The 15,021-nt window shown below is 60.7% G+C and carries 14 protein-coding genes; 2 read left to right on the top strand and 12 right to left on the bottom strand.

From position 1 onward, the window contains the following. Nucleotides 1-57: 57 nt before the first annotated feature. The 3 genes from C4Q27_RS15265 to C4Q27_RS15255 form a co-directional block, all read right to left on the bottom strand. Nucleotides 58-804, bottom strand: a complete 747-nt coding sequence (locus tag C4Q27_RS15265; protein ID WP_014592470.1) for an HNH endonuclease — start codon at nucleotides 802-804, stop codon at nucleotides 58-60. Nucleotides 805-877: 73 nt separating this feature from the next. Further along, on the bottom strand, nucleotides 878-1,258 hold the full coding sequence (locus C4Q27_RS15260) for a hypothetical protein (RefSeq protein WP_014592471.1): 381 nt from the start codon (nucleotides 1,256-1,258) through the stop codon (nucleotides 878-880). Between the two features lie 37 nt (nucleotides 1,259-1,295). After that, nucleotides 1,296-1,880: a hypothetical protein gene (locus C4Q27_RS15255; RefSeq protein ID WP_014592472.1), complete on the bottom strand. Its 585-nt coding sequence runs from the start codon at nucleotides 1,878-1,880 to the stop codon at nucleotides 1,296-1,298. A 65-nt stretch (nucleotides 1,881-1,945) separates the two neighbouring features. Here C4Q27_RS15255 and C4Q27_RS15250 point away from each other — a divergent pair, with 65 nt between their 5' ends. Continuing rightward, the gene (locus C4Q27_RS15250) at nucleotides 1,946-2,962 is read left to right on the top strand and encodes an IS30 family transposase (protein WP_008435491.1); all 1,017 of its coding nucleotides are present in this window, start codon (nucleotides 1,946-1,948) and stop codon (nucleotides 2,960-2,962) included. Nucleotides 2,963-2,996: 34 nt separating this feature from the next. On the opposite strand, the gene C4Q27_RS15245 is transcribed toward C4Q27_RS15250, so the two are convergent. The 8 genes from C4Q27_RS15245 to C4Q27_RS15210 all read right to left on the bottom strand — a co-directional run bounded on the left by C4Q27_RS15245 (nucleotide 2,997) and on the right by C4Q27_RS15210 (nucleotide 12,745). Continuing rightward, the gene (locus tag C4Q27_RS15245; protein ID WP_064491231.1) at nucleotides 2,997-3,620 is read right to left on the bottom strand and encodes a hypothetical protein; all 624 of its coding nucleotides are present in this window, start codon (nucleotides 3,618-3,620) and stop codon (nucleotides 2,997-2,999) included. 10 nt (nucleotides 3,621-3,630) lie between these two features. Further along, nucleotides 3,631-5,058, bottom strand: coding sequence for a DotG/IcmE/VirB10 family protein (locus C4Q27_RS15240; protein ID WP_019438923.1), 1,428 nt, complete (start codon nucleotides 5,056-5,058; stop codon nucleotides 3,631-3,633). After that, complete coding sequence (locus C4Q27_RS15235; protein WP_014592475.1) at nucleotides 5,055-6,068, bottom strand: DotH/IcmK family type IV secretion protein; 1,014 nt, start codon at nucleotides 6,066-6,068, stop codon at nucleotides 5,055-5,057. The genes C4Q27_RS15240 and C4Q27_RS15235 overlap by 4 nt, the downstream gene beginning before the upstream one ends. Before the next feature lie 2 nt (nucleotides 6,069-6,070). Further along, nucleotides 6,071-6,835, bottom strand: a complete 765-nt coding sequence (locus tag C4Q27_RS15230) for a DotI/IcmL family type IV secretion protein (protein WP_014592476.1) — start codon at nucleotides 6,833-6,835, stop codon at nucleotides 6,071-6,073. After that, entirely contained in the window at nucleotides 6,825-7,091 is a 267-nt protein-coding gene (locus C4Q27_RS15225) for a hypothetical protein (protein WP_019438921.1), read from the bottom strand. The genes C4Q27_RS15230 and C4Q27_RS15225 overlap by 11 nt, the downstream gene beginning before the upstream one ends. Nucleotides 7,092-8,008: 917 nt before the next feature. Then, entirely contained in the window at nucleotides 8,009-9,400 is a 1,392-nt protein-coding gene (locus tag C4Q27_RS15220) for an amino acid permease (RefSeq protein WP_003249863.1), read from the bottom strand. A 626-nt stretch (nucleotides 9,401-10,026) separates the two neighbouring features. Next, a complete protein-coding gene (gene gudD / locus C4Q27_RS15215) occupies nucleotides 10,027-11,373 on the bottom strand; it encodes a glucarate dehydratase (protein ID WP_104887019.1) in 1,347 nt (448 codons plus the stop codon). 19 nt (nucleotides 11,374-11,392) lie between these two features. Next, nucleotides 11,393-12,745 carry an MFS transporter gene (locus C4Q27_RS15210; RefSeq protein WP_104887018.1) on the bottom strand — a complete coding sequence of 451 codons (1,353 nt, stop codon included), beginning with the start codon at nucleotides 12,743-12,745 and terminating at the stop codon, nucleotides 11,393-11,395. Nucleotides 12,746-13,004: 259 nt separating this feature from the next. Here C4Q27_RS15210 and C4Q27_RS15205 point away from each other — a divergent pair, with 259 nt between their 5' ends. Continuing rightward, nucleotides 13,005-13,706, top strand: coding sequence for a FadR/GntR family transcriptional regulator (locus tag C4Q27_RS15205; protein ID WP_003249857.1), 702 nt, complete (start codon nucleotides 13,005-13,007; stop codon nucleotides 13,704-13,706). A 71-nt stretch (nucleotides 13,707-13,777) separates the two neighbouring features. Here the strand turns inward: C4Q27_RS15205 and C4Q27_RS15200 are convergent, their stop codons facing one another. After that, nucleotides 13,778-14,788 (bottom strand): NAD(P)-dependent alcohol dehydrogenase, encoded by a 1,011-nt coding sequence (locus C4Q27_RS15200; RefSeq protein WP_064491234.1) that lies wholly within the window; start codon nucleotides 14,786-14,788, stop codon nucleotides 13,778-13,780. Nucleotides 14,789-15,021: the final 233 nt, after the last annotated feature.

Here is a 15,021-nt window from a genome sequence, read left to right as displayed (position 1 = left end):
GTTCTCCCTTGCCAACGCTCTCAACGGCGAGACTGAGCAGCAGTACGAGCGGCTGCATCAAGCAAAATTCTTCAGTAACTGGCCGGTCAATGCCGACCAGTTAGCTGGCAAAAACACCGCACGGTTATTGGCCGCGTAGTATTCGAGTTGTCCATCTTTGAACGCGCTTTTGGTTGGGAACAGCCGTAACGGCGCCAACCATTCAGCGCGCTTGCTGAATTCTTCATCGCTGACAAGTTGCTTGCTCGCGAGGGTTTCCGCCACGCCAAGCACGGTGATGACTTCGCCACCGAATATTTCTTTCAGCGTGTCATTACCACGAAACTTGAAAGCCGCCAGCAGGCTGGCCAGCTTTTCATTGGCCGCCACGTCATCGAGCAACTCATTAACGTAGATACAGCGGGCAATGTTATTGATCTCGGTTTGCGTCAGTTCCTGCACGGCGACGAAAAAGCCGGTGTCATTCATGGCGCAGGCGCCAAGATGATGAACCTGACGACACAGGTTACAGGCGGTGATCAGGTTTTCCTTGGTGCAGTTGTCGGCATTGCCGTCCAGTGCATGAAGTTCCTGAAACTTTGCAGACTTGAACCCGCAAAAGCGGCAGGTGTAATTGTCGCGCTGCCACACCGAAGTGCGAAGTTTGCTGTTTTCATCGCTGAACAGTTTGCGCTGGTCATCGTCCGAGCGCCACAGCGGCCGACGCACGCCAAATACCGGCTGATTGGCAGTTCGACTGAGATAGCCACTCGACAACGTGGGCACAGTGTTTGCCCCGCGTTCAGAAGCGTTTGTTTCGCTCACGTCCGAATATTCCCGAAACTGTTCTTGAGGTGCGGGGCATGACGCCCCGCAATAGGTTCAGCGGCGTGCAGCGTTAGTTGACCAAAGTGTTGCGCATGATCCACATCACGGTACCGACACCCGCCATCAGGCCGCCGATGAACAGGCCGACAATTGCCGACATCGGCTTCTCACGCTCATCCTTGGAGGCTTTCCAGAGGGTGTACAGGGAGATGGCAACAACTACGAAACCACCAACCGACACCAACGAGATCAGCAGCGTGGCGCCGCCCTGAGCAGTGTCGTCGATGTTGCTCATGACATCACTGGCCGTCTTGCCACCCGACTTGTCCTGGGTCAGGTCGGTTTTGTCGATGGCAAAAGCCGACGGTGCCGCCAGGGCCCCGATAACAGCGGTAGTTGCACGAACCTTGGCCGAATCGTATGCAGCTTTCAGAGTTTTGAGTGCTTTCATAAGTGACGCTCCTTATATTTCATGTTTCGAAAAGCCGTTACGACCACGGCGTGAAGAGGCCAACCAGATTGAATCCGATTGTGTTGTTGAGTACATCGCTGAACCATTTGAAGTTCCATGCCAGGACGCCGCCGATGATCCAGCCGCTGGCGGTGCCGAGGCCGGCTTGAGTTTGATTGTTGTAATAACCGTTTACCGTCAACCAACCTTTCACCATGGCGATAAAGCCGACAACCTGCATGATGCCCAGCAGGGCCAGGGTTGCCAGTTGTGCCTGCTCTTGCAAAGTCGTCCCGGTCGAGGAATAGGACAACATGCGCGAATTGGCATAATCCCCGGTCAGGGTTCGCGACATGATGCCCATCCACTCCAGCGTACCGATCGCCAGCAAGATAGAGCCGATCACCAATTGCACACAGGCAGAGCCGACAGAAAAACGCTGTCTTCCGGCCACATATTTCAATGCGTTGTCATGGGTCACGCCCCACAACTCGATCAACGCCGCACCGGTCAGATAGAGGCCGATAAGCACGGCAATACCCTGGCACATCATGATCGCTGTCGGGATGACCTTCCCGATATTGACCATTACATCTACTAGATCGGCAAATCCGGCCGCCATGACAACGTCCCTGGGCGGCGGCAAAAACTGAGTGCAACACCTGACCTTTCCGGTAGGGTGTTGCCATGTCTTATCACGAACTCAGCGTTGAAGAACGCTCCGATATCCAGGTCAGTCTGCTGCGTGGCATGAGCCAGCGCGCCATTGCCCGAATGCTCAACCGCAGCCCCTCAACGATCAGTCGCGAGATCCGTCGCAATCGTGATGCCCGGGGTGAGTACACCACCCAGCATGCCCAACAAGCCATGCGCGATCGTCGATTGCCCTGCCGGCCCCGGCAAAAGCTGGTGCCCGGCAACGAATTGTTCGAGCTGGTCGCCCACCTGCTGCGACAGCGCTTTTCTCCCGAGCAGATTGCCGGCAAGCTGCGAACCATGAAATCCCCAAGCTTCGAAGACGCCTACGTCTGCCGCGAGACGATCTACAACGCGATCTATGCCCTGCCGGTCGGCGAACTGCGCAAGGAGCTGATCATCTGCCTGCGGCAAGGCAAAACCTCCCGCCGTCCGCGTTCTGGCGGCGTAGATCGCCGTGGCCAGATCCCGGACATGGTCAGCATCCATGTGCGTCCGCCGGAGATCGAGGATCGCGTGATGCCGGGACATTGGGAGGGCGACTTGATCAAGGGCAAAGCCAACGCATCGGCCGTGGGTACGCTAGTCGAACGCACCAGCGGCTACCTGATGCTGGTGAAGATGCAAGACGCGACGGCGACCTCGGCCGTGGAAGGCTTCAGTTCGGCGCTGAACCATATGCCGCTGGCGGCCCGCAAGAGCATGACCTACGACCAAGGGCGGGAGATGGCGCGTCACGCGGAAATCACCCAGAAGACCGGGGTGGCAATTTACTTCTGCGACCCGCACAGCCCCTGGCAGCGCGGCAGCAATGAGAACATCAACGGACTGATCCGCCAGTACCTGCCCAAGGGCACGGATCTGTCGGTGTGCAGCCAAGAGCAGTTGGATGCGATTGCCTACGAGTTGAACATCCGACCGCGTAAGCGCTTCGGTTTCAAGTGCCCCATCGAGGTCATGACCGAGCTGATGGCCAAGCATCACGAGGCTCCCGCCTCAATCCAGTAACTGTGTTGCACTCAGCTCCTGCAACCGCCCTGTTTTAAAGAGCGGGTGAAGTAACCACGATGCCGCTGTCGCGATCGACGGCAAGCACTTTCAATTCGCGCTGCACCGGTGGCAACGGATCGCCGGCCTTGACGCTGTCTTCGCTATCGCCATTTTTCACCCAGGCCCGGTGCCCGACCACCGCCTGCACCTTGTAGCCCGAGGACTGCGGGATCGGGTGAGCGCGCCTGGTGTATCCTTGCGAGACAACGGGCGCCGCCTCCCGACGCGGTGGCTTGATCACCTCCACGCGCTGACGGCTGTCTTCGTAGAACTGCATGCGCTGCTGCAGGCCGGACAGGTTGTTATCCAGGGCCTTTATCTGGCTCAACAGCAGTTGAGTATTGCGCTGCGATTCCTCGCGCACGATCTTCAGCTGTTTTTCGCTGTTTTCCTGGGCCTGCAGCGCCGCCTGCGCCTGCTCCCGGGACTTGGCCAGCTCGATGCTCAGCACATCCATGCGTGGCTGTTGCGCCAATTGTGCCTGGGACTGCGGGATGCGCCTGGCCTTGGCCGCTGGCGACGAGGTCGCCTTGATCACGACCACGGCGAGCACAATGAGCGCCAGGAAGCTGCCGGCAAAAACGCCAATGAGTTTTCCGAACGACCAGTTCTTCATGTCGAACTCCTTATCGAGATTGATCGTGAACGTCTTGCAGGAAGAACAGGCCAAAGCCTTTGTTCGCAGGCGTTGCGTAGGTGGCCGGGCGGTTGAAGCCGCGGCGCACTTCGCCGGCGATGGCGGTGCCCATTTCACCGACCGACGAGCCAATCACCTGCTTGGTCGAGGGCTCGGTAGTGGTCTGTGCCACAACGCCACTCGGGCTGATGACAGTGGTACCCGCTGTCTGCTGGTAAGCCCGACCGTAGCCGGACAACAGCGAGGCGGCACCCAGGGCGAAATAGCGCTCCATGGTGTGGTGGTCCTTGGTCTCGGCAATGCCCTGCTTGGCATCATCCTCGCGCAATGCCACAGCGCTGATGCGCATGGTCGGACGAGGGTCGTTGACCGGTGGCGCAAGAATGGTGAACTTCACGCGAATGTTGTCGGGCGCCTGCTCGATCTTGCCGATCAGCTTGGAACCGTTCCACTTGCCGCCTCGAATGGTCGCCAGCACGTCACCACCATCATCGGTGTTGACCTCGGCATCGAGCGTGGCGTACATGATGGTACCGGTCTTGATCAGCATCGCCCGGTCGGTGTCACCCACGGCCTCGATGGCATTGGGGTCCTTGTCCTTGGCAGCCCGTACTGCGGGGCCTGTGACACTGCCGCCAGCGCGCTCGGTCGGGTAGTAGCTGACGGTGCTGAAGCTGCTTCTCTCAGCGAAGCCCTTGGCACTTTCAGACTCGCCCATCAGTTGCTTGATCGACTTCAGCGTTTCGCTTTTCAGCTCGCTGACGTACTGGTCGCGCTGCTCCTCGGCCTTTTTCAGCTCCTCCTCCAGACGCCGGCGCTCCTGCTCCTGGGACTGGGCGCTGGCCACACCAGGCCGCTGTGAAACCTGGGCTGAGTCACGAGGCGGCATACCCGCCCCGATGTAAATCTCGGGCGAACGCTGATTGCCGTCATTGTAAGGCTGCCCAGGCACGTTGAACTGCGCGCCCTGGCCACGAGCCAGATCCCGCCCGGTGGACTGCACGATGTTCGGATCGAAGCCAGGCTGATAGGACATCCCACGCTCGGCAGCCTGTTCGGCCTCCAACATGCTGCGCTGCGCACGGCGCTCTGCTTCGGCCTTGGTAATAGGGTCGATCGACACTTCAGGTTGCGGCGCATTCGGCACGTCCACCGTGGACGCCTTGCCCGCAGGCGCATCCTTCGAAGACATGCCGTTGTAGGCCAGGGCGCCCAGCGCCAGCACGACCAACCCGGCAGCAATCAGCGAGACCTTGCCGACACCGGAACCGAACACCGCCTGCAAGTTGCGCTGCATCTCATCGGACTTGCGCGCCTTCTTCACCTGCGGGCCAGCCGGCCCGTCGCGGTCGGCTACCAGGTGCTCGTCCTCTTCATCGAAGCCCGAGTCGTTCGGCGGCATGTTGTTATCACTCATTGCAGATTCCCTTGCTCGATGAAGACGGTTACGGCTTGCCCGCCAGTCGTGAACGTGACGCTGTTCTGCAGGCCCGCATAGCGATACACCGCCACACCGGTGGTGCTTCGCGCTGCGTTGGTGTAGGCCGGATATTGCGCATCAGCCTTGGCTTTCACGTACATGTTCGGGCCATAGCTCCAGGCCTCGACGCCCTCCAGCCCGGTCACCTTCAGGCGGTTGGCATCTTTCGGCGGCACACCATCCAGGAAGTAGGTCAGCGCATCGTCGATCGACGGCATCCGCAACATCGCCACACTCGCTGTCGCATCCGGGTTGCGCCCCGGCACCTTGGCATCAACACGCATGTCCACTTCTTCCTGGCCGGCGGCCAGGATCAGGATGATCGGCGTGGCCAGGCCGCGCAGGGTGACGGTGACGTTGCCGTAGGCCGCCGCTGTGGCGGGGTCCAGGGTGAGGATGTTGGTCGGTGCGGCAGTACCGTTCTGACCGTTCTGCCCACCTCGCTCGCGACCGTCGCTGAACAGCTCGCGGTTGATCGACACGTTCTGGATCATCCACGGCTGCCCGGCATAGTCGGAGAACACGATCGATGACTGCTGGCCCTTGCTCAGGCGAACGATGGGGGGCGATACCCCCGGGTCGAGGTTGAGTGCCAACGTGCGGGTCACCGGCTTGGCCGGGCTGACATAGGCGGTGGCCTTCTGCTTTTCCCGCTCCAGCCACAGCTGCTTGATCAACTCGACTTGCGACGATGTCAGCTGCGAGTCCTGCACGTCGTTGACCGTGTCACTGATGACATCCTCCGGGCGCGGATAGACCACTTGAGCAGCGCTGGATACCTGCCGGCCCAGGCCATTCATCGGCGGCTGGGGCGGAGCCTCGCTTCCTTGCGCCGCGTCAACCTGCCCTGCGCCACCCTCGGCAGCGGGCGCAGTTGGCGCCTCGTTGGCAAATGCAGGCAAAGCGATAGCGCTCGCAAGCAACGATGCGATCAGATGCTTCTTCATGGTCACTTCCTTGAGGTGTACGGCGACAGCTGAACAGAATCGACGGCAATGCCTTTGATGTTGGTGGCCGAGGCGGGGATCTGGACGATGGTCACGGCGGCGAGGAAGTCCTGGCGCGAGCGCGCCTGCTGGTCACCGCCGACATAGAATTCGATGGCAATCGGTACCTGCACCAGCCAGTAGTTCTGCCCGCTGGCCAGCACACCAGCCTCTTCGACCTGGGCAACCTGGGTGGCCATGGCGCGCAGGATCATCCGCCCCTTGAGCACGCGCTCCAGGTTGCCGGAATCGTCCAGGGTCTTCAGGAAAGCCTTGCGCCCCTCGTCGGTGTACCAGCGGGCGCCCGCAGAATTGAGGTTGGAGCGGTAGTTCACATAGTCGTAGGAGTACGAATTGACCACGGCATCCTTGGCATACTCGGCAAGGGTGGCCGGGGTTACGCGCGGATTGCTCTCGGTCGAGACTTCACAGATCGCGTGATTGTCAGTGGTCGGGATCCAGCGGTACTTCGGGTACCAGAACACCACCGCAGCGATGGTGACGCCAAATACGCAAGTCAGCGCCAACAGTTGGCCCCATACGCGCTTGTTGCGGCGCTTGAGATCGAGGCATTCCAGCTGCAGGCGCTTGACTTCACGCACGGTGGCCGCTGCTTCACCCGGCGTTTCATCCAGCGCCAGCTCCAGCAGCTTCTCTTCGTCCGTGCCCCGCCGAGTCTCCTGCGCTTCGCCACCAGGGGTTCCGTGTTGGGTTTCCTTACTCGACATTGCGGATTTCCCCTGTCGTTCCGTCGTAGATGCAAATCGAGTCGGTTCCGTCATAGAACACGACATTTTCAAAGTTGGTTTGAGTCACCAGCCAGATGGCAGCAACCGCAACAAACGGCAGCAGGCCTATGCACGCCCACTCGCCAACATTCAGCAACACGCCAAGCAAGCGGTTGTAGCGCCGCAGCGCGCGAACATCCACGTCCTGCCCTGCACCGCTGCCCCATGACGTAGTGATAGACCCCAGCTCATCCATATCTCGCTCCATGCGGCGGCATTTTCATCCAAAACTTAGAAAGCTGCAACAGCGAAATTTTGACAGATTGAGATAATACCTGCAATCCGCGACGCATTTTGACACGCCAGCACCCGAGCCTTTGACGCTAAATGGGCCATATCACGCGAGCGCGCAGCCAAACAAAACCCTGCCGGAAACAGGGCTTTTATCCAATAAATGCTAATAAAATCAGAATGTTGAGATTGAGCGCCCAGCCACCAGATTCGACTGAGCACATGAGTACTGCAGGTTTTAAAAAATGAATGCCTTCAGATTATTATGATGCTATAAACCTGACCATTCAGTCATGAGCAGAGGCCAAACCAGCCTGCTTTGAAAAGCCTTTGAGAAACTGTATAACCCACGAATTTCGTGGCTTACAGGGGCTTTAGAGGGCCATACTTCCAGGTTGGTGGCGGGGAGTTGCAACACTTCCGCCATAACGCTCCTAGAACTTGCTCTAGCCTTCCTCCCTGACCTTCACCGAGGGCCTACACCCACACACCTCGGATTAAAAACCCTTTTAAATCAAGGGAAGCGGCACATCAGAAGCGCGTTCTGCCGCTTGGCATGTTGCGCAGCGCAACCGCAGAACCGGCGGATAAAATCCGACCGAGGCGCATAAGCCCAACGCCAGGGTAACGACCCAGCATGGCTAAAACGTGATTTTCCAACAAATACACAATATTCCGCGATAACGGCTTTTTGATATCAAACTGCCAGCATTCTTCATATGTTTGGGTGCCCTGCAAATCGAACGCCGCCGGGGCGGCGCTCGATCTCATGGACGATAAAAAACTTGCGACAAACACCCTTCAGCGCCGCTGCTATTTCACGCCCAAAAAAAAGGGCACCCATCCTCGGGTGCCCTTTGCCTTACAGCCAGGTGAACTGAATTACCCCATCGATCGCGCTGCCACCGGTTGCGCATGGCCCCTCGACGTCACGATCCCCAGGAAGGAAATCACGATCGCCAGGCCCAATGTCGAGCTCACTTCCGCCCGATGCTCAGGCGTGTACATCATCACCGCCAGCGCCCCGGCAATGAAGATGATCACCGCCCAGGTCAGGTACGGGAACAGCCACATGCGGAACTTCAGTTCGGTGTTCTCGCGCTCCAGTCGGCGGCGCATGCGCAGCTGCGAGATGGCGATAACCATGTACACCAACAGGGCGATGGCGCCGGAGCTGGCCAGCAGGAACTCGAACACACCCTTCGGTGCGAAGTAGTTGAGGACCGCGATGGCCGCACCGATCAGGGTGCTGCCGAATACTGCAGCACGCGGTACACCGACCTTGGAGGTCTTGTTGAGGAAGGCCGGGGCGTCACCGCGCTTGGCCAGCGAAAACATCATCCGCGAAGCGATGTAGATCGACGAGTTCATGCAGCTGGTAACGGCTACCAGAACCACCAGGTCGACCATGAATGCCGCGTTGGGGATGTTCATGATTTCCAGCGCACGCTGGTACGAACCCACCACTGCCAGTTGCGGGTCGTTCCACGGCACCACCGAAATGATCACGAAGATCGACAGGATGTAGAAGGTGCTGATACGCCAGATCACCGAGCGGGTGGCCTTGGCGATGTTGCGCGACGGGTCGCTGGACTCGGATGCGGCAATGGTCACTGCCTCGGTACCGATGAAGCTGAACATCACGGTGATGAACGCACCCACCACTGCCGACCAGCCTTTCGGTGCAAAGCCGCCGTACTCGGCCATCAGCCCGCTCAGCCCACTGACCTCGCGGTTGGGTAGCCAGCCCATCAGCGCGGCGAAGCCCAGGCCGATGAAGCCCAGGATGGCGGTGACCTTGAGGATGGCGAACCAGAACTCGAACTCGCCGTACTTGGCCACGCTGAACAGGTTGGTACCGGCCAGCAGCAACACCGAAGCCAGGGCGAAGATCCAGCTGTCCACCTGCGGGAACCAGGCGTTCAGCACATGCCCGGCGGCCAATGCTTCGATAGGAATGACCAGTACCCAGAACCACCAGTACAACCAGCCGATGGTATAGCCGGCCCAGCGGCCAATGGCCTGGTCGGCATAGGTGGAAAACGATCCGGTGTCGGGGTGTGCCACGGCCATTTCGCCGAGCATGCGCATGACCAGTACCACCAAGGTCCCGGCCACGAAATAGGAAATTATGGTTGCTGGCCCGGCTGCCGCGATGGCGTGGCCAGAGCCTACGAAAAGTCCGGCGCCGATGATGCCGGCGATGGACAGCATCGTTACGTGACGTGGCTTGAAACCTTGTGCAAGGTTGCCATCAGATCCCACGGTGTTCATTGATGTTGTTCTCTTTTTGCTGACACAAGGAAGGACGGGCAGGCGTAGGCGAAAAATATCTCCTTTGAAATCAATAAGTCGACACGTTGTTCGCGCGCTGTTGTTGATATTTGGCACGCGTCACAGAGCAAGGTGTCAGTGCGGTTCGGGGTTCATTTAATCCCCGCATGGCTGTGGGGAATTACACGAGAACGCCACGGAACTGTTCGATCACGACAGGGCATTTCCATCAACGCCAGATGTCGCGAATGGCATATCCGATCGCGCCACAGGCCCAAATGGAGCTTTTGTTTTTCATTTGAATGTGTGTTGCCTGTGCCAGCCCTTTCGCGGGTGAACCCGCTCCTACGATGGTGCGTGGCGACGGTACCGATTGGTGGATGCGGTGGCGGTGGTGAATGACTGGGGGGATTGGCCGGCAGGTCCGGCCTATTCGCGGGTGAACCCGCTCCTACAAGGGTAGGTGGCGACGGTACCGATTGGTGGATGCGGTGGCAGCGGTGAATGACTGGGGGGATTGGCCGGCAGGTCTGGCCTATTCGCGGGTGAACCCGCTCCTACAAGGGTGCGTAGCGACACCACCGGTTGATGTAGGAGCAGGCTTGCCCGCGAAGAGGCCAGCAGCCTCAACGCACCAGGCAGGGCCGTTTGTTATCGAAGCTCCAACCCGGAATCAGGAACTGCATCGCCACGCTGTCATCGCGCGCACCCAGCCCCATGTTGCGGTAGCACTCATGGGCCTTGGCCAGCTGGTCTTCATCCAGTTCCACGCCCAAACCCGGCCGTGCCGGCACTCGCACATGCCCGTCGACAATGCGCAGCGGCTCACGGGTCAGGCGCTGGCCATCCTGCCAGATCCAGTGGGTGTCGATCGCCGTGATTTCACCCGGCGCCGCAGCCGCCACCTGGGTGAACATCGCCAGCGAAATGTCGAAGTGGTTATTGGAATGAGAACCCCAGGTCAGCCCCCAGTCGTTGCACATCTGCGCCACCCGTACCGAACCCTGCAAGGTCCAGAAGTGCGGGTCGGCCAGCGGAATGTCCACCGACTGCAACTGAATGGCATGGCCCATCTGCCGCCAGTCGGTGGCAATCATGTTGGTCGCGGTGGGCAGGCCGGTGGCGCGGCGGAACTCGGCCATCACCTCGCGGCCCGAGTAACCGTTTTCGGCGCCGCACGGGTCTTCGGCGTAGGCCAGCACATCGTGCTTGTCACGGCACAGGGCGATGGCCTCCTTCAGCGACCACGCGCCATTGGGGTCGAGCGTAATGCGCGCTTCGGGGAAGCGTTCGGCCAGTGCTGTCACAGCCTCCATCTCTTCTTCACCGCGCAGCACGCCGCCCTTGAGCTTGAAGTCGCTGAAGCCATAGCGCGCCTTGGCGGCCTCGGCCAGCCGCACCACTACTTCCGGGGTCAGGGCCTTTTCATGGCGCAGGCGGAACCAGTCATCATCGCTGTCGGCTTCGTTGCGGTAGGCCAGGTCGGTCTGCTGACGGTCGCCGATGTAGAACAGATAGCCGAGCATCTTCACCGCATCGCGTTGCTGGCCCTCGCCCAGCAGCGCCGCCATCGGCACGTTCAGGTGCTGGCCGAGCAGGTCGAGCAACGCCGACTCGATGGCCGTTACCGCATGTACGGTAATGCGCAGGTCGAAGGTCTGCAGGCCGCGGCCCGCCGAGTCGCGGTTGGCGAAGGTCTGGCGCATGGCATTGAGCACACGCTGGTAATGGCCGATCGGCTGGCCGACCACCAGGCTGCGGGCGTCCTGCAGGGTCTGGCGAATCTTCTCGCCGCCGGGCACTTCGCCCAGGCCGGTGTTGCCGGCGCTGTCGCGCAGCACCACCACGTTGCGGGTGAAGTACGGGCCATGGGCGCCACTGAGGTTGAGCAGCATGCTGTCATGGCCGGCCACGGGGACCACGCGCAGGTCGGTGACCACCGGGGTACTGGTGTGAAGGGTCTGCATATTCATGAGGGTTGTCTCGCAGTCATCAGTGGGTCTGGCCCAGGGCCGAAGGGGCCTTGAGGTCATCGGAAGAGACGCCCTTGGGGCGAATGCGTACGAAGAAGATGGCAATCGCCGCCAGCACCGAGGTCACCGCCAGGCCGTACAGCCCGCCCTGGATCGAGCCAGTCTGCTGCTCCAGCAAGCCGAAGGTGGTGGGGGCAACGAAACCGCCGAGGTTGCCGACCGAGTTGATCAGGGCAATCACCGCCGCAGCGATGCGGGCGTCCAGGTAGCCCTGGGGGATTGGCCAGAACAGTGAAGACGCTGACTTGAAGCCGATCGCGGCGAAGCACACGGCGACGAAGGCGAACACCGGCCCACCCGTGGTGGACATGAACATGCCCGTGGCAGCGACCAGCAGGGCGCCCGCCACCCAGGCCTGCTGGAACTTCCAGCGAGCGGAACCGGCGGCGAAGGCGTACATGGCCAGGATCGAGATCAACCAAGGGATCGAGTTGAAGAAGCCGACCTGCATGTCACTGAGGTCGCCCATACGCTTGATGATGCTAGGCAGCCAGAAGGTCGCAGCGTAGATGGTCAGCTGGATACAGAAGTAGATCAGGCAGAACAGCACGATCTGGCGGTCCTTGAGCAGGCTCCAGGCCGACGGCCTGACCGCACCGATGGCCTCACGCGCTTGCTGCTCGCGGTCGATGGTGGCGACCAGCGCGTCCTGCTCGGCCTTGCTCAGCCACTTGGCGTCCTGCGGCTTGGAGTCGAGCCAGAAGAACACAAAGAAGCACAGCACCACCGAGGCCATGCCTTCAATGAACAGCATCCACTGCCAACCATGCAGGCCCAGGCCCTGGATCTGCATCAACGCCCCGGCCAGCGGCCCGGAAATCAACGAAGCCAGCGCCGAGCCACTGAGGAAGATGGCAATCGCCTTGCCGCGCTCTGCCGCCGGCAGCCAGCGGGTGAAGTAGTAGATCACGCCAGGAAAGAAGCCTGCTTCGGCCACCCCGAGCAGAAAACGCAACACGTAGAACTGGGTTTCGTTCTGCACGAAGGCCATGGCCGTGGCCACCAGCCCCCAGGTGAACATGATACGGGTCAGCCACAGCCGGGCACCTACCTTTTGCAGCAGCATGTTCGAAGGGACTTCGAACAGCGCGTAACCGATGAAGAACAGCCCGGCACCAAAGCCAAAGGCCGCAGCGCTGATGCCCAGGTCGCTTTCCAGGTGCGGGCGGACGAAGCCAATGTTGACGCGGTCGAGGTAGTTGACGATGAACATGATGACGAACAGCGGCAGGACGTGGCGCTTGACCTTGGCCACGGCACTGGCCAACGCGTCGCCTTCATGCCGGGCAGACGGAGCGAGGGTGTCGTTCACTTGCGGATCTCCCACTAATTGTTTTTGTGCGGGTCGGGTTGTCTGACATGGCAGTGGGGAGGAGCTTATTCGCAGCGAGGTTGTACGACAAGATCATTAACGTCGGCAAAATAGCAAAATACAAGCTGTCACAATGCTAATTTGATACGAACGTGCAAAAACAGATCAATTACATGCTGAATTGGATGCGCGAAAAATCGGCAAAAAATTTTTCTATCGATTAACTTGTCGTACAAGCAAATCAAGAAGCGGATCACACATGGAACCCGAACACGCGCGCAAACGCGGCCATAGCCGTGCCCATGACCTGGTTTCCAGCCTGACCCAGCAGATTCTGCTGGGCACCTTCAAACCAGGCGACAAACTGCCTTCGGAAAACACCTTGGTGCGCGAGCACGGGGTCAGCCGCACGGTGGTTCGCGAAGCCTTGTCGAAGCTGCAGGCCTCTGGGCTGGTGGAGCCGCGCCACGGGATCGGTACGTTCGTGATGGAGCGCCAGGCCCAGGCCGGCCTGCGCGTTGCGGCGGAGAGCGCGGCGAATGTGCGCGATCTGCTGGAACTGCGTATTGGCCTTGAGGGCCAGGCTGCCGCGCTGGCCGCACTGCGTCGTGACGAGGGGCAACTGGCGCGCATGCGCCAGGCGCTGGATGACTATCAGGACCTGGCCGCTGCCGGCGACAGCTGTATCGAAGCCGACCGGCGCTTTCACCTGCTGATTGCCGAGGCCACCGGCAATCTGTATTTCACCGAGATGCTGCTGCAACTGGGTAACGGCCTGATACCGCGCAACCGCATGGCCCTGGCCGAGCGCGCGGGGGCCAAGCTGGCGCGGCAAGCGTACCTGGCCAACCTGGAGCATGAGGCAATCCTCAATGCCATCCGCCGACAAGACCCGGATGCGGCACGGGCGGCGGTATGCCTGCACCTGTCCAACAGCCGCGACCGGCTACTGCCGGACTGACTGTCAGGCAGTGCAAGACGAGTATATTGGCGTGCAGGGTGGCCGTTACATCCAGCTACCCTGCCCTCACTTCACCAGGTCAGGCAGATCTTGCCGAAATGCCGGTTGCTCTCCTGGTAACGGAACGCCTCAACGATCTGCTCCAGTTCGAAATGCTTGTCCACCACCGGCCGCAGGCCGTTGGCATCGATCGCTCGCACCATCGCCTGCTGCTGCGCTCGGCTGCCAACCAGCACCCCTTGCAGCCGAATCTGCCGCACCAGCGCCTGCACCAGCGGCAACTGCCCGGCCACCCCGGTAAGGATGCCGATCAGTGAAACATGCCCGCCAATGCGCGCGGCAATCATCGACTGCTCCAGCGTGGCCGGGCCGCCCACTTCAATCACATGATCGACACCGCGGTTGCCAGTCAGCTCGCGCACCTTCTCACCCCAGGCCGGGGTGCTCTTGTAGTTGATCAGGTGGTCGGCACCCAGGGCCTTCAGGCGCTCCAGCTTGGCATCGCTGGACGAGGTGGCGATCACGGTCGCACCCGCCAGCTTGGCGAACTGCAGGGCGAAAATCGAAACACCGCCAGTACCCTGCACCAGCACCGTGTCGCCGGGCTTGAGGTGATCATCGCTCATCAGCGCGCGCCAGGCGGTAAGGCCGGCGGTGGTCAGGGTGGCAGCCTCGGCATGGCTGAAACCCTGGGGGGCCAGGGTGAAGGCGGTGGCGCGAGCAGTCACCTGTTCACGGGCGTAGCCATCGATGCCGTCGCCGGGCACCCGGGCAAAGCCCTCGACATTGGCCTGGCCATCGAGCCAGTCGGGGAAGAAGGTGCTGACCACATTGTCGCCGACCTGGAACTCAGTGACGCCAGGCCCCACCGCAACCACCTCGCCGGCGCCATCGGCCATGGGGATGCGTCGCTCGCTTGGGCCCCACATGCCGCTGACCACGGCAAAATCGTGGTAGTTGAGGGAACTGGCGTGCAGGCGCACGGTAATCTCGCCGGCCTGGGGGGCCTGGGCCTCGCAGGTGCCGACCTCGACCTTGTCGTAGCCGCCGCCGGGTTGTACGTAGATGGCTTTGCTGCTCATGGGTGGGTCTCCGTATCAGAGCAAAGAATGGGGTTCAGCATAGACAGATCCGGCCCTTTCGCGGGCACGCCCGCTCCCACAGGGCACTACAGGACCCGAGACTTGCGCAAATACCTGTGGGAGCGGGCATGCCCGCGAAGAGGCCCGCATTGCCAACACAAGCGTCAGCCCAGCATCACCTTCAACGCTCGGCAATCCGCCGCATGCCAATCCACCAGCTCTCCCACAGGGGC

Origin of the sequence: Pseudomonas sp. SWI36 (assembly GCF_002948105.1) — a bacterium.
GTDB classification, from domain to species: domain Bacteria; phylum Pseudomonadota; class Gammaproteobacteria; order Pseudomonadales; family Pseudomonadaceae; genus Aquipseudomonas; species Aquipseudomonas alloputida.
Note: the sequence above shows the minus strand (reverse complement) of the source record. Positions and strands in the feature narration are given on the sequence as shown.